The 15,255-nt window shown below is 65.6% G+C and carries 14 protein-coding genes; 8 read left to right on the plus strand and 6 right to left on the minus strand.

Annotated features, from left to right (window positions below; genetic code table 11):
- Positions 1–23 precede the first annotated feature (23 nt).
- The 3 genes from ACFWPX_RS09340 to ACFWPX_RS09350 are packed head-to-tail and all read right to left on the minus strand — an operon-like array spanning position 24 to position 5,060.
- Complete coding sequence (locus ACFWPX_RS09340; protein ID WP_378927012.1) at positions 24–2,699, minus strand: phosphoribosyltransferase; 2,676 nt, start codon at positions 2,697–2,699, stop codon at positions 24–26.
- Positions 2,696–3,907: an HpcH/HpaI aldolase/citrate lyase family protein gene (locus ACFWPX_RS09345; protein ID WP_378916056.1), complete on the minus strand. Its 1,212-nt coding sequence runs from the start codon at positions 3,905–3,907 to the stop codon at positions 2,696–2,698. Before ACFWPX_RS09345 ends, ACFWPX_RS09340 begins: the two co-directional genes overlap by 4 nt.
- 34 nt (positions 3,908–3,941) lie before the next feature.
- Positions 3,942–5,060, minus strand: a complete 1,119-nt coding sequence (locus tag ACFWPX_RS09350) for a hypothetical protein (RefSeq protein ID WP_378927013.1) — start codon at positions 5,058–5,060, stop codon at positions 3,942–3,944.
- 288 nt (positions 5,061–5,348) lie between these two features.
- Between ACFWPX_RS09350 and ACFWPX_RS09355 the strand changes: the two genes are divergently transcribed.
- Together ACFWPX_RS09355 and ACFWPX_RS09360 are read left to right on the plus strand one after the other, a co-directional pair.
- The gene (locus tag ACFWPX_RS09355) at positions 5,349–5,924 is read left to right on the plus strand and encodes a TerD family protein (RefSeq protein WP_266294605.1); all 576 of its coding nucleotides are present in this window, start codon (positions 5,349–5,351) and stop codon (positions 5,922–5,924) included.
- Between the two features lie 69 nt (positions 5,925–5,993).
- Positions 5,994–7,103: a DUF475 domain-containing protein gene (locus ACFWPX_RS09360; RefSeq protein WP_378916050.1), complete on the plus strand. Its 1,110-nt coding sequence runs from the start codon at positions 5,994–5,996 to the stop codon at positions 7,101–7,103.
- Positions 7,104–7,163: 60 nt separating this feature from the next.
- On the opposite strand, the gene ACFWPX_RS09365 is transcribed toward ACFWPX_RS09360, so the two are convergent.
- Positions 7,164–8,540: a hypothetical protein gene (locus ACFWPX_RS09365; RefSeq protein ID WP_378927014.1), complete on the minus strand. Its 1,377-nt coding sequence runs from the start codon at positions 8,538–8,540 to the stop codon at positions 7,164–7,166.
- A 169-nt stretch (positions 8,541–8,709) separates the two neighbouring features.
- Here ACFWPX_RS09365 and rpsF point away from each other — a divergent pair, with 169 nt between their 5' ends.
- From rpsF to ACFWPX_RS09395, 6 genes are all read left to right on the plus strand, one after another.
- The gene (gene rpsF / locus ACFWPX_RS09370; protein ID WP_056823926.1) at positions 8,710–8,997 is read left to right on the plus strand and encodes a 30S ribosomal protein S6; all 288 of its coding nucleotides are present in this window, start codon (positions 8,710–8,712) and stop codon (positions 8,995–8,997) included.
- An 88-nt stretch (positions 8,998–9,085) separates the two neighbouring features.
- Positions 9,086–9,658, plus strand: a complete 573-nt coding sequence (locus tag ACFWPX_RS09375; RefSeq protein ID WP_378904447.1) for a single-stranded DNA-binding protein — start codon at positions 9,086–9,088, stop codon at positions 9,656–9,658.
- A 32-nt stretch (positions 9,659–9,690) separates the two neighbouring features.
- Positions 9,691–9,942: a 30S ribosomal protein S18 gene (gene rpsR / locus ACFWPX_RS09380; RefSeq protein WP_056823934.1), complete on the plus strand. Its 252-nt coding sequence runs from the start codon at positions 9,691–9,693 to the stop codon at positions 9,940–9,942.
- 17 nt (positions 9,943–9,959) lie between these two features.
- Entirely contained in the window at positions 9,960–10,412 is a 453-nt protein-coding gene (gene rplI, locus ACFWPX_RS09385) for a 50S ribosomal protein L9 (RefSeq protein ID WP_378916044.1), read from the plus strand.
- Positions 10,413–11,080: 668 nt separating this feature from the next.
- A complete protein-coding gene (gene dnaB / locus ACFWPX_RS09390; protein WP_378927215.1) occupies positions 11,081–12,817 on the plus strand; it encodes a replicative DNA helicase in 1,737 nt (578 codons plus the stop codon).
- Positions 12,818–13,044: 227 nt separating this feature from the next.
- Positions 13,045–14,145, plus strand: a complete 1,101-nt coding sequence (locus ACFWPX_RS09395; protein ID WP_378916041.1) for a hypothetical protein — start codon at positions 13,045–13,047, stop codon at positions 14,143–14,145.
- A gap of 19 nt (positions 14,146–14,164) precedes the next feature.
- On the opposite strand, the gene ACFWPX_RS09400 is transcribed toward ACFWPX_RS09395, so the two are convergent.
- Both ACFWPX_RS09400 and ACFWPX_RS09405 read right to left on the minus strand, forming a co-directional pair.
- Complete coding sequence (locus ACFWPX_RS09400) at positions 14,165–14,530, minus strand: hypothetical protein (RefSeq protein ID WP_378916038.1); 366 nt, start codon at positions 14,528–14,530, stop codon at positions 14,165–14,167.
- An 8-nt stretch (positions 14,531–14,538) separates the two neighbouring features.
- Complete coding sequence (locus ACFWPX_RS09405; RefSeq protein WP_378916036.1) at positions 14,539–15,255, minus strand: hypothetical protein; 717 nt, start codon at positions 15,253–15,255, stop codon at positions 14,539–14,541.

Here is a 15,255-nt window from a genome sequence, read left to right on the forward strand (position 1 = left end):
GGTCGCGAAGAGGGACTCGGCGGTCACCGGGATAGCTCCTTGATCAGGCCCATACAGGAGTAGGCCAGGTCGGGGACCACTTCCACCGGGACATTGCGCGCCGCGGCGAGCAGGCGGATGTGGGCGTGCTCCGGTGCGTCTGCCTCGCGGACCAGCACCCGCCACGGTACCCGGCGCAACAGCACGCGAGTGGTCTCGCCGACGCCGGGCTTCACGTAATTGACTGTGCTGATGTCGTATTCGGCGCGGACCTTCTCTACCGACGCCCACCCGGACCAGTCCGGGGTGCGGTCGGAATCGCGGATCGCGGCGACGGCGGCCGGGACCTTGTCGCCGATCGCGTCGAAAGCCGCTGTGACGGTGTCGATCAGCTGGTTCGAGACATCGGAGTCGATCAGGTCTCGGTAGAACTTGGCACCGTGGAACTCGCCGGGCCCGATCAAGGTGTCGTTGAGGACCGTTCGTGAAACCAGCCCTGACACTGTCGAATTCAGACAGGCGGAGGCGATGAGGAAGTCGTCGCGGGTGCCGTAGGTGCGCACGCAGTTGGCGGGATCGGCGAGGACGACGAGCTCGTCGTTGAACCGGGCGCCACCCGCGGCGTGATACGCGTCGAGAGCGGCGGTGAGTTCGTGGGTGATCGCACCCTTGCCGGTCCAGCCGTCGACGAAGACGATCGAGGACGGATCGTGGTGGCGGGCGAGGTAGTCCAGTGCCACCGCGTCGATGCCGCGGTCACGCACGATCGACACGGCGTAGTGCGGGACGGCAAGCGGTTCGCGGCCGATCCCGCTGACGAGCCAACGGCGCATGAGCACGCCGACGGGCGTACCCGCCCTGGCCAGCGAGACCAGGACAACGTTCTCACCGCGTTCGGCGACAACGAGTTCTGCCACTGTCGCGACTGCCAGCGCCAGTCGCTCGGCACTGTCGGCCAGCACGCGATCGAAGAGCTCGCGGTATTCGGCGTCGGGCTGGAACTCCACCGGCAACGACTCGGCGTAATGGGCCACACCGGCCTGGATGCGCCGTTCACGTTCCGTCACATCGGCTTCCAGATCAGCGTCCGAGAGATCCTTCAGCAGCCACGAAACATCCTCGGGCGCATAGGAGCCGAACCCGGGGCCGTGCAGGGCAACGGGGATCGGGTCGGCACCGGGCTGATTCGAGTCGGCGGAGCTCGGGCAGCCACGGTGATCCGCGTGGCCGTCCCGGTCCGAGCCGGTTTCCGCGGGCGATTGCCTGCGGCCCGGCGAATCCGCACAGGTAGCGGAATCGTTGTGCGACGCGGACAGTGACGCTGTCACAGCTACCAGCTCAGCGGTACGGCCCGCATGCAGCGCACGGGGATCCGCCCCAGGGAGCGCCGCGATCAGGACATCGGCGCCCGATGCGGTGAGGACGTCGACCAGGCCGCCGGGGGCGACCAATTCGGGGGTGTCGGCGGGGGGATCGATGACGACCAGCAGGACCGGGTCGGCGTCGGGCCACTGCGCGTTGTACAGGTAGCGCTGGGCGGTGGGGTCCGGTTCCGGGGCGGTGAAGCGGAAGCCGCGGCGCAGCGGGTAGCCGGGATCGTCGAGGACGTATGCCGGTGAGCGGGTGGTGGTTTGGAAGCGGGCCGGGGTGCCCGCGTCGGCCAGGTCGGCGGCCAGGCGCAGGGGCAGGTACATGAGTTCTTCGTGGCCGATGACGATGACCGGGCGCCCGGCGAACTCGGCGTCGAGGCGGGTGTTCACCTCGTCGGCGATGGATTTCAACGCGACGTCGAAGGCAGCGGCATCCGAGCGCAGGATTCCGTGCCTGCCACCCTCGGGAACGTCCGCGGGCCAGCTCAATGGGATGCGGCCGTACGAACCCGGTCGGTCTGCCACCGGATTCAGCCGCGGATCGGGCAGGGCAGTCACCGTGTCGATCAGCCCGGAAGGCAGCTCGGTGCTACCGGACGCCAGGCAGACCGTGTCGATGCGCGCACCGAGCTCGGTTGCGGCAGCTTCGAATTTGGTGCGATCGGCAGGCGTCCGCATATCCACCAGCGAGGCGAGCACGTAGTGCGCGCGGGGTGCGAAGGCGTGCAGCGCGCGCACCGCGTCGATGGCGGTGTCGCCGGTGGAGATCTCGTCGTCGACCAGCACCAGCGGGAGATCGTTGGCGAAGATCGCGGCGGGCGCGGGCTGGAGCAGGTGCGAGGTGGCGTGCGAATGGCCCTCTTCGAAGCCGGTCAGCGTGCCGGCTCGCGACTCGTGGCGGCGGGTGGAGTGCAGGTAGCAACCCGCATCGATCCGCGCGGCCACACAGTGGCCCAAACCTGTTGCTGTCTCGGCGAATCCGAGCACCACGGCTTCGCGATCACCGAGCACCTCACGCACGAGATCGCCCAGGCGATTGCCCGCGCCGATCACCACACGCGGGTCGGTCGGCAGGTGCTTGCCCAGCACGGTGGACACCAACAGGTGCGCCCGGCGCGGGTTGCGACGCAGACCCGGCTGCACCAGCGCGGCGATCGAAAGCTCGCCCTTCAGCACGCTTTCAGCGGACAACGCGACAAACCCGCCGTCAGTCGGCCTGTCATCGGCCGATGTCGCCGCACGCACCTCACCCGGCAAACCATCCTCGGCCGAGCGCGCGGCGAAGGACTCGCCGTGATGCAGCTCGATACCGAGATTCACCGTCGCCCATGGCGTTTCGAACGCACTCATTCGGCGATCATCGCTGTCAGCAAGTCCACGAAAGACACTCCCTTGTTCGCGACCCCGAACGCACGGGCCCGAACCAGCGTCTGGCGGGCCCAACTGCGGTGCGGGCGCATCTCGTTCATCTTGTTGCGGTATTCCGAGGCCGCGACGCCACCGACATCGGCCTCCATGATGTCGAGCGCGTCGGCGTACTCCTCGTGGGTCACCACCGACAGCGCGTGTACCACCGCCACATGCGAGGGGTGGATCACCGTTTTGCCCTGGATGCCGTTGGCGCGGTCGAGGGTGATCTCGCGCAGCAGGCCGTCGAGGTCGCGGCTCACCAGGTACTGGCGGAACTTCACCGCGTCGGATTCCTCGAAGGGCGCGCTGCGCAGCTGCGGCCGGAACATCCGCTCGTGATCGGCGAAGTACTCCCACACCGGTCCGGTGATGATGAAGCCGGTGCCGTCGACGCGCCCGAGGTAGTTGACGATATCGGCGATCACGTCGGCGACCACCCGCACGTCGTAGATCGTGAGGTCGCGGTCGCGGCGGATGCCGAAGGTCGAGCACATGTCGGTGGCGCCGATCCGCACAGCCAGCAGCTGCTCACGGTGCCCGGCGAGCAGTTCGGCGATGCGCGAGAGCTGCTCGTCGCGGGTCTGGCGGTGCACCAGGTTCGCCGATTCGAGCACCGGCATCGCGTAGACGGGACGGCCGAGCTCGCGGTTGGCGTCGTCGAGGGCGGCCAGGTAGGCGGGCCCGCTGACGGCGTCGAACTTGGGGAAGACGAATCCGGTGAGCACGTCGGCGCCCGGCCCGAGCGCGGCGACCAGCTCGCCGACCGAGGCCGCGTCGCGGACCCGGATGAACAGCATCGGATTGGCGGCTTCGCTGCGTGCGAGCAGATCCAGGGTGTCCACGGCGTGCTGTTTGGCGGCCTCGACCTGGTGATCGGCGACGGCGTCCTCGAGGTCGATCACCATCGAGCACACCCCGCGCTCGGCCCGCCTGCGGATCGTCGCGGCGAGATCGGGGCGGGTCGCGGGTACATACAGCGTGGCGCCGAGCGCGGTCGCCAATAACTCCCGGTCTTCGTGGCCTTGTATCGGCTCCGGTTCCACCAGGAACAACTCCCGGCTGCGGGGACCCTGCAACTGCTGGAAATGGCGCAGCGGCACCTGCTTACGCAAGCAAACTTCCGGTGCGATGGCGTAGCCCGCGGTCATTCCCCCCACCTCATCTGTCGACCCATTGTCATTTCTACTTTTCGGAAGCTTGTTTTCTGATGCGCTCGACCACACCGGCGATGAACTCTGCGACGGTACCCAGCTCGGTGACATACGCCCAATAGTCTGGATGACGACCCGTCAGTCCGGCAGTGACGCGGTCGAGGCGTTCTGCTTGTGCATCGAGAACCGAGCCCCACTCGGCGACCAGTCCTCGGTCGACCGCGAGCATCTGCGCGTCCCGCAGCCGGAATCGTACGGTGCGAGCCTGAGCTCCGGGGTCGGTACGTACCTCACGCAACAATTCGAGGCGCCGGGTGACGGCGTCGACCAACTGCTCGGCCTCGGCGAGGTACTCGCGTGCGGTGGCGGTCAAATCAAGGGCGGTCTCCGGATCACGATCGGCTGCCGCGACGCGCGCGCCGACCAGCGCTTCGTCGGCGGCGTCCATGCCACGACGGCTTTCCCGCTCATTGTTGGTCAAGTCCGCCGAACTCGCAGCACTGAACTCACGAAGCAGCGCGGAGTAGGCCGGGCCGAGCGCGCCCGCGCGATTGCGGACCGCGGCCAGCCTGGTGGTCACCGAGGCGATCGCGTTCGCGGCAGCCGAGGCACGAGAAGGCGCCTGCGCCAATGCATTCGACAATTCCGCGGTCGCCTGTTGCACCTGTGCCGCAGCCTCGCGCGCGCCCGCGACAGCCGTGCCGGGATCGGTCGAAGAGGCTGTGATCAGAGCCTCATTCAGCCTCCTTACACCAGTGGAGATCGAGGGGTATTTCGTGAATCCGGACGACTCCGCCGCGGCCAGTACCTGCTCGGCCTCGGCACGCACATGCGTGAGCAGTTGCGGCACCGACGCCCGCACGGTCGCGGCTTCGGCGAGGCCGTTGCGGTGCGCGTTGTAGAAATCGTCGACCCCACGTGCGGCGTCGTTCAGCTGCCCGACCAACGCGTCGGCTCTGGCCCGGCCGTCCACGATCGGGGTGCCCGCGGCCTCGGCGGCGTCGAGCTCATCGGTGTAGCTCAGGTACGCGCCCGCCGCGGCGTAGCACCGCGCGCGCACCGGCTCCCAGATCGCGCCGATCCGGCGCTCGGGGAAGACCTGCTCACTGGCCACCACGCCCGCCTCCGCCGCCGTTTGCCTGCGATCCATATCCAGAAAGGCGGCCGAGGTAGCGGCCCGAGCCCCGCTGATCCACTCATGATCCGCCCCCGATCTGAACCATCCGCGTCTGCGAGGTGTCACCGGCACATCCCCTTTCCGAACCGCGCATGCGGACCACGTCGCTCACTGCCGTCGATGGTAGGAGATTCCCCCCGTTAACCTGGGCTGCAGACGGTTCCTACGCAAGATCCGCGAAACCTATTACTGTCGTAGCGGTACCCGGCGATTCGGACATGCTGGGAAACGACACACCGGACTAACCGAAGGGATTCCCGCATGGGTGTCAGTCTGTCCAAGGGCGGCAACGTTTCGCTGACCAAAGAGGCTCCGAACTTGACCGCTGTGTCGGTCGGCCTCGGCTGGGACGTGCGCACCACCACCGGCACCGACTTCGACCTCGACGCCAGCGCCATCGCGACCGGCGCCGACAAGAAGGTCGTCTCCGACAAGCACTTCGTGTTCTTCAACAACCTGAAGTCTCCCGAAGGTGCCATCGAGCACAAGGGCGACAACACCACGGGTGAAGGCGAAGGCGACGACGAGGTCATCGACGTCAACCTCGCCAACACCCCGCCGACCATCGAGAGCATCTTCTTCCCGGTATCGATCTACGATGCCGAGACCCGCTCGCAGTCGTTCGGTCAGGTGCGCAACGCCTACATTCGCGTGGTCGACAAGGCAAACGGCACCGAGCTCGCCCGCTACGACCTGTCCGAGGACGCCTCGACCGAGACCGCTATGGTCTTCGGCGAGCTGTACCGCAACGGTGCCGAATGGAAGTTCCGCGCTGTTGGACAGGGTTACGCCTCCGGCCTGTCCGGTATCGCCCGCGACTACGGCGTCAACGTCTAGTCATCATCGCGAACAGGGGGCTCGACACATCGGGCCCCCTGTTTGTGCGAAACAGAAAGGTCCCTCCGCGTGATAACGCGCATCTTCGGCCTGTCCATCGCCATCACGGTGGTCTCGCTGGTCGTGGCCTACCTCTACGGTGGCTTGACCGCTCTCGCACTGTGCGCCATCCTCGGCATTCTCGAGGTGTCGCTGTCGTTCGACAACGCCGTCATCAACGCCACCGTCCTGGAACGGATGAGCGAATTCTGGCAGAAGATCTTCCTGACCATCGGCGTGCTGATCGCCGTGTTCGGTATGCGTCTGGTGTTCCCGCTGGCCATCGTGTGGGTCACCGCCGGACTGAACCCGATCGAGGCCTTCGATCTGGCCCTCAACCCGCCGCCGAACGACGCGGCCACCTTCCCTGACGGCAGCCCGAGCTACGAGACGCTGCTCACCGACGCGCACCCGCAGATCGCGGCGTTCGGTGGCATGTTCCTCGCGCTGCTGTTCCTGAACTTCATCTTCGAAGAGCGCGACATCACCTGGCTCAGCTGGCTCGAGAAGCCGCTGGCCAAGGCAGGCAAGCTCGACATGCTGTCGGTGGTCGTCTCCGGTACCGGCCTGGTGCTGGTCGCCGAATTCCTGGCCAAGGACGAGGACCGCTCGACCGTGCTGGCCGCCGGCCTGCTCGGCATGATCGTCTACATCCTGGTCGACGGACTCGGTTCGATGTTCCACACCGAGGAGTTCGAAGAAGGCCCGAAGGGCGGCCCGTCCACGCTGGTCAAGGCGACCGGTAAGGCCGCGTTCTTCCTGTTCCTCTACCTGGAAGTGCTCGATGCGTCGTTCTCCTTCGACGGTGTCATCGGCGCGTTCGCCATCACCTCCGACCCGATCATCATCGCGCTCGGCCTCGGCCTGATCGGTGCGATGTTCGTCCGGTCGATCACGGTGTACCTGGTTCGCCAGGGCACGCTGTCGGACTACGTGTACCTCGAGCACGGCGCCCACTGGGCGATCGGTGCGCTGGCGGCGATCCTGCTCGTCTCGATCGGCGTGCACGTCAACGAGCTCATCACGGGCCTGATCGGCGTGGCGTTCATCGGCGCGGCGCTCGTCTCCAGCGTCCTGCGCAACCGCAAGGCCGAGCCCGACGCTGTGGAGGACGCCAAGGAATCCACTCCGGTCAGCTGATCAACGGCCGAAGATCCACAACGGCGGCGAGTCCCTTCGGGGATTCGCCGCCGTTGTCGTCTACGCGGGTTGCAGTTGGCGGCCCGGCGCGGTGCTCGGTTCGATGCGCGGGCCGCGCGCCCTCGCCCGCAGGAAGAGGAAGAACAGGGTGATCAACAGGGCGGTGCGCAACCACACGCCGAACTGGACGATCCCTTCCATCAGCTCGACGCCCTCGCCCTCACCCAGCGCGGCGAAGTACCGGAACACCCCCACGCCCACCGCCGCGTCGGCCACCAGATAGGCCGCGACCAGCGACCACGGCACCTCCAGCAACACCAGGAACGGAATTATCCACAGGGTGTACTGGGGTGAATGCACCTTGTGGAAGAGCATGAAGGCGGCCAGCATCGCCGCGCTCACGCCCACCCACGGGTACGCCGAATCGGGGGTCCAGCGCCGCCAGCCCAGCCACATAGCCAGCGCGAACCCACCGAAGATCAAGGCGGGCGAGGCGATCGCGACAGCGTCGTGCCAGGTCTGCGTCGTTTCCGCCGACCGGCCGAAGAGGAGCTGGTGGCCCCAGTACCAGATCGAGTTGGTGGTGATGTCGGCCTGGCGCAGCTGCTGGAACGTGATCGAGGCGCGCCAGCCCTCCACCCCGGCCAGTACGAACGGCAGGTTCACCGCCACGACCGTGACCATCGCGGCCAGCAGGGTCTGCGCGGCACCCGCCACGTCGAGCTCGCCGATCCGGCGCCGCCCGCGCGGGGCGCCCTCGGTGAGCACGAACACCGCGAGCGGGAGCACGAAGATTCCGGGATAGAGCTTGAGACAGAAACCCAGCGCGAGCAGCACCGCGGCGATGATTCCGCGGGTGCGCACGGACAGGCCGGTGAGCATCGTCATCACGTAGACCGCCGCCACCGCCGTGCACACCACCGGCAGTTCCCAGTTGTGGAAGGCGTAGAGCACCAGCGGCGGGCCGATCGCCCACAGCAGCGCCGCCGGGCCTGCGAGCCGGGCCAGCATCCAGGCCGTGAGCAGGGCGAACGGCGCGAGCAACAGCGCCGAGTGCCACAGGAAGTCGGCGTCGTTGTCCACCCCGATGGCGCCCGCCCACATCAGCACGCCGCTGAGTACCGGGTATTCCACCGCGCCGCCGGTCAGCGCCCCGTCGTCGGTGATCGCGCCGTCGACGTACGGGAAGACGTGATTGTCGATATCGCGGCCCAGCCACAGGAATTGGATATCGGAATAGCAGACATCCGAATCCTTGCGCTCCTCGAATACCAGGCTGCGACCGGATTCATCGATCGCGCCGCCCGCGCACCTGGCCTTGTTGGCATAGGCCAGCGCGAGAGTGAGTGCACACAGCAGCATCACCAGGATGCTGAAGGCCGCGGCCCACGTCGCGCCGCGGCGTGCTGCGCGCTGTCGCGGGCCGACTGTGGTCATGCGACCACATTATGCGGCGGCGCGCCGATCACCCGTGCACACCCGCGCCGGGCATCGATTTCGCTGGTCACTACCCGCTCATGTAGCCTTGGCGGGTTGCTGACGCAACGAACCCTCCTGCCATGGAGAGTCCATGGCCGTTTCCTAGTCCACAGGAGGTGATTGGTCCGTGCGTCAATATGAAGTAATGGTCATCCTCGACCCGAGCCTGGACGAGCGCATCGTCGGGCAGTCCCTGGATACCCTGCTCACGGTCGTCAAGACCGAGGGCGGCAACGTCGACAAGGTCGACATCTGGGGCCGCCGCCGGCTCGCCTACGAAATCGCCAAGCAGGCCGAAGGCATTTACGCGATCGTCAACCTGACCGCGACCCCGGCCACCGTGAGCGAACTCGACCGCCAGCTGGGCCTGAACGAGACGGTGCTGCGCACCAAGGTTCTGCGCAACGACAAGTAGTCCGCACCCTCGAATTTGTCGGAGCCTGGCTTTAGGCTCGAGCGCAAATCCACGAGATGCGGACTGCACCCCGAGCAGGAGGAACCCCATGGCAGGCGACACGGTCATTACCGTCATCGGAAACTTGACGGCAGACCCGGAGCTTCGTTTCACGCCCGCAGGCGCAGCGGTGGCAAATTTCACCGTCGCGTCGACTCCCCGTGTGTTCGATCGCAATTCGAACGAATGGAAAGACGGCGAGGCTCTGTTCCTGCGCTGCAACATCTGGCGTGAAGCAGCGGAGAACGTCGCCGAAAGTCTGACCCGAGGCGCTCGCGTCATCGTGAGTGGTCGGCTCAAGCAGCGCTCCTACGAAACCCGCGAGGGTGAGAAGCGCACTGTGGTCGAGCTCGAGGTCGACGAAGTCGGTCCCTCGCTGCGTTACGCGACTGCGAAGGTCTCCAAGGCCGGTCGCGGTGGCGGAGGCGGCGGTGGCGGCTTCAGTGGTGGTTCCGGCAATGCCGGTGGTGGATCTAGCGCAGGCGGCTACAACGCCAACAATGGCGGCGGACGTCCGGCCGGTGGCAGCAATGCCGGTGGCGAAGACGATCCGTGGGGTAGCGCGCCCGCGGCCGGCTCCTTCGGGGGCGGCGGCCGCATGGATGACGAACCGCCGTTCTGATCGAACGGCACTCATAGTACGGAGAGAAAACCATGCCTAAAGCGCCCGCGCGCGAAAAGGTACTGAAGAAGAAGGCCTGTGCTTTCTGCAAGGAAGCAAAGTCCGGAATCGTCAATATCGATTACAAGGACACCACGCTGCTGCGTAAGTACGTCAGCGATCGCGGCAAGATCCGCGCTCGCCGCGTCACCGGCAACTGCGTGCAGCACCAGCGTGACATCGCTGTCGCCGTCAAGAACTCGCGTGAGGTGGCTCTGCTTCCTTACGTGTCGACCGCTCGCTGAGAAAGGGAGTCACACAGATGAAGCTCATCCTCACCGCTGATGTCGACAACCTCGGCGCCCCCGGCGACCTTGTCGAGGTCAAGGACGGCTACGGCCGTAACTTCCTGCTGCCCCGCGGTTTGGCCATCCCGGCCACCCGTGGCGCCCAGAAGCAGGTCGACGGAATCCGTCGCGCCCAGGACGCCCGCAAGGTGCGCGACCTGGATCACGCCAACGAGCTGAAGCAGGCCATCGAGGGCCTCGCCGCAGTTTCGCTTGCCGTGAAGACCGCCGACAGCGGCAAGCTGTTCGGTTCGGTCACCACCACCGACGTGGCTTCGGCGATCAAGGCCGCCGGCGGCCCCGTGGTCGACAAGCGCAGCATCGAGCTGCCGAAGTCGCACATCAAGGCGACCGGTAAGCACGGCATCGTGGTGCACCTGCACCCCGATGTGTCGGCGAAGTTCAACCTCGAGGTTGCTGCGAACTGAGTTCGCCGGAAACCACCCCTGTGCGCGCATAGGGGTGGTTTCTGCTTGCCTTTTTCAGGCCGATTTCGCGATAACTGATCGGTAGCCCATCTCGCGGTCGGCGGAGGTCGTGTTGCGCGGCTCACGGTCGGTAACTTGTTGACCTCCGGTTATTCACCCTGTGGATGACCGAGGAAACCGACCGGCAGATTTGTGACTCCAGTCATATCCTGCACCATCGCTGTTTACCCAACACGCCCGGCTGTTCACCTTTACCGACACGCCGGAACTTCTTTCATCCACAGGGCCGAAGTTGGACAAACCGGGGCCTAGCAGGGCGTTTTTCCGTACTGACCTGGGTTTTCCCCATGTTTTCCACAGGCGCTGCACAACAACGGGTGAACTACCCCCAAGTTATCCACAGTTGTGTGCACATGTCGGGTTGGCGAGTCCCGAAAACGTCGCCTAGGTTCGTCGCATTGCCCTGCGGGCGGCCCCGGGAATCGCGCAGGCAACCGATTGCTGACATCGGTGTCGGTGTCCGGGAGTACAACGAGTACATCGATGTGTAACCCCCGGTTCTGCGGGCAGAGAGGACTCCCCTGGTGACAACCACCGGTGACCGCGCGCAAACCGAGTTCACGCCCGAACCCCCCGGCGAGGACTTCGGCCGTCAGCCTCCGCACGACATGGCCGCTGAGCAGTCCGTCCTCGGCGGCATGCTGCTGAGCAAGGACGCCATCGCCGACGTGATCGAGGTGCTGCGCCCCGGCGACTTCTACCGCCCCGCGCACCAGGCCGTCTACGACACCATCCTCGACCTCTACAGCCGCGGCGAACCCGCCGACCCCGTCACCGTCTCGGCCGGTCTCGACCGCCGCGGCGAACTCAAGCGCATCGGCGGCCCGCCCTACCTGGTCACCCTCACCCAGACCGTCCCCACCGCGGCCAACGCCGGCTTCTACGCCGAGATCGTGGCCGAGAAGGCCATCCTGCGCCGCCTCGTCGAAGCGGGCACCCGCATCGTGCAGTTCGGCTACGCGGGCGCCGACGGCCAGGACGTCGCCGAAGTGGTCGACCGCGCGCAGGCCGAAATCTACGAAGTCACCGAACGCCGCACCACCGAGGACTTCACCCCGCTGGAAGAACTCCTCCAGCCCACCATGGACGAAATCGACTCCATCGCCTCCCGCGGCGGCATCTCCCTCGGCGTCCCCACCGGCTTCACCGAACTCGACGAACTCACCAACGGTCTGCACCCGGGTCAGATGATCATCGTGGCGGCCCGACCCGGTGTCGGTAAGGCGCTGGCGCTCGACACCCCGCTGCCGAAGCCCGGTGGCTGGACCACGATGGGCGAGGTTCGCGTCGGTGACGAGCTGCTCGGGGCCGACGGCAGGCCCACCAGGGTGCTCGCGGCCACCGAGGAGATGGCCGACCGGCCTTGCTACGAGGTCGAATTCTCCGACGGCACAGTGATCATCGCCGACGAAGAACATCAGTGGACCACGCTCGCCCCCACCCTTGCGCCGCATCCGGTGGTCCGGACGACCGGCGAGATCGCGCACACCCTGCGCACACCGAGGGACAATTTCGCCCATATGGTGCCCCGATCCCCGCGTTCGGCGGCCCGTCAGATCGTCGATGTCCGCAAGGTCGACCCGGTACTCGTCCGCTGCGTCGAGGTCGACAACACCGATCACATGTACCTGGCCGGGCGCACCATGGTGCCCACGCACAACTCCACGCTCGGCATGGACTTCATGCGCAGTTGCTCGATCAAGCACGGCATGGCCAGCGTCATCTTCTCACTCGAGATGAGCCGCACCGAGATCGTCATGCGTCTGCTCTCGGCCGAGGCGAAGATCAAGCTGGGCGACATGCGCTCGGGCCGCATGAGCGATGACGACTGGACCAAACTGGCTCGCCGCATGAGCGAGATCAGCGAAGCACCGTTGTTCGTCGATGATTCGCCGAACCTGACGATGATGGAGATTCGGGCCAAGGCTCGACGCCTCAAGCAGCGCCACGACCTGAAACTCGTTGTGGTGGACTACCTCCAGCTGATGAGCTCGGGCAAGAAGGTCGAATCCCGGCAGCAGGAAGTCTCGGAATTCTCGCGCCACCTCAAGCTGCTCGCCAAGGAACTAGAGGTTCCGGTGATCGCGATCTCGCAGCTGAACCGTGGTCCGGAACAGCGAACCGACAAGCGGCCCATGGTCTCCGACCTTCGCGAGTCGGGCTCGCTCGAGCAGGACGCCGACATGGTCATCCTGCTGCATCGCCCGGATGCCATCGAACGCGACGACCCGCGCGGCGGCGAGGCCGACCTCATCGTCGGCAAACACCGTAACGGCCCCACCGCGACCATCACCGTTGCCCACCAGCTGCACCTGAGCCGCTTCGTGGACATGGCCCGCGGCTGATCACCCTGGTGCTACGCGGGCGGCGCAGCCGCAGGCTCTCCTGAGGCCGTGCTGGTAGATGTAGTGTGGTGTTGGATCACAATGTGGCCGAGTTGGATTCGTTGGTTGCCAGGATTGGTTGCCGGTTCACCCGGCCCGAGCCTCGGTGACCCGGCTGCGGTCGTCCCGGGTCAGCATGTGCGCAGCGTTTGTCTCGGGGGGATGGAATGGTCGACTTCACTGTTGATGTGTCGAAGCTGTCCGGCTTCACACTGGATCTCCAGAACATCGGCGCCAATTTCACCGAGAACGCGGGCCGATTGCTACCGGGTCTAGCGCTACCAGCCGGAACATCCGGACAGCTGGCACAGCTGTCGCTGCCGATCCAGAAGCTGCAAACCACACTGTCCGGCGACCATCAGAAGGACACGAGCGCCCTCGGCACGCTAGGTTCCGGACTGGGGACCGCGGCCACCGCGTACAAGAATTCCGATGAGCAGCACGCTGTCTCGATCAACCAGGCCGGGGCGACCGTGACCGACGGGCAGGGTGTCGCGGCGACAAGCCCGGCCGGGGACGTCCGCCGATTCACCGGCCTGCAGGAGCCCAGCCTGCAGAACGTGGAGGAAGCCCAGTACACGGTCCGCCAGGTCGTCACCGGCTGCGTCGAGCTGCTCACCTCCTACGACGAGCCGCTCGGCCGGACCATCGGCATCAAGCCCGTCGCCGACTACCTGGCGCCGGTGGAGGCGGACTGGGAGGCGCTGCGGGGAGTGGGTAAGCGGATCGGCCTGCTCGGCATCAACGACTTCGCCCACTCGCAGAACCTGTCCGCGGGCACCGGGTGGATCCAGGCCGACTGGACCGGTGCAGCCGCGACCGCGTTCGGAGCTACCGCGACCACCCTCGGACAGTCGTTCGACACCCGCAGCATCGATCTCGACGCGGTCGCCAAGATCGTCGAGAACGGCGCGTTACTGCTCGAACGGCTCGTCTACAACCAGGCCGCGGACCTGGCGAGCTCCCTCACGAAGCGCATGACTTTCGCCAATTTCATGCTCCCCCTAGCCAGTTGGGCGCAGCTGATCGACCAGCCGATGGACGAGTCGACCAAATCTCAGATCACCTCCGCCGTCGACGCGCTGAAGAAGTCGGCCGCGACTCGCCAGGACGCGATAACGACCACGATCCAGCGGATCTCCGGCGCCCTGGGCTACGAGTCCGGCCGCACCGCCCCGGTCTACAAGGCGAGTGAATTCGAACTCCCCGAGAAGGTGATCGTCGACCTGGGCGCCATTCGGTACGGATACGGCGACAACGTGTGGTTCGAACACGCCGTCTCCGTCTGACCCGGCTACGCCGGACAGGTCAGTCGGGCGCGAATCCGTTGACCTCGAATGAAATCACGACAGCGGCGACCGCGGCAGCGCCGAGGACGAACGTCACCGTGGACGCCAGTGCGAAAACCCGGATGCGCCGCCACCAGGACAATGCCAATCCGGCGGGAATCGCGACGAGTACCGGAACCATCCACGTTATCCAATACCACGGCGAGATCGGTTCCGTGTCGCCTCGGTATTTCTTGGGAGTCGCCGTGAGCTCGGGGACGTCGAAGACGTTCTGCAGCAGCGCGACCAAGGGGAAATAGGCGATCACCGCCAGTATGCCGCCGGTGATGACTCCGAAGGTCGCTGGGACCAGTACATCATCCGTCCTGCTGTTCTTGTCAGTCATATCCCCACCTATTTCGAACCCGACCAGGAATGCACCGCACCGGAACCGTATACCAGGAACGACTTGGCAAGGCCGAGTTCCTCGCTCTGCGCCATGGTATTCACGGCGGCCTGGGCCATGTTGCCGTAGTCGGCGTCGGTATGGAAATTGTAGATATCGCAGATGTGGGACTGCTGCCTCAGTTCGATCTGATGTGATCCTGCCGCACCTGGATGGGCGACCACCACGGTGGTCGAGGCAAGGCTGTACCGGCCGAGCGATTGGACATGATCGTTCGAGATTCCGGCGACGATGACCCAGTCGGTGGACAGGATGACCTTGACGGGATTCTGGGTCTTGTCCACTTCGGTGATCGCCCGGCTTATCGCGGCCTCCTTGTTGTCGGAGATTGCCACGGGGCAGGTTGAAATCGCGGAATTGTTGTACGCGTGGCGGTCTTCGCTGATCCAACTTTCGATCGTCGATTCCTCCAGCACGTAGTCATCGCCGGTCACGCGATAATAGTGATCGAACAATTTTTTGGCGACGGGGCGATCTCTCGAGCTGAAGTAGATCCCCACAGCCGCCGCTTGAGTGGCATTGGCTTGAATCAAATCACCGGTGAAATCGCGAATTGTCTTGAATTTGCTCAAGTCGACTACTGGAAAATTTGGATGGATAGAAGTGTCGTAACTCTTGATCGGCGGCGCCTGTCCATTCTCGCCACCTTGAATTTCCTCGTGCAT

The organism is Nocardia sp. NPDC058518, from assembly GCF_042719655.1.
GTDB lineage: Bacteria > Actinomycetota > Actinomycetes > Mycobacteriales > Mycobacteriaceae > Nocardia.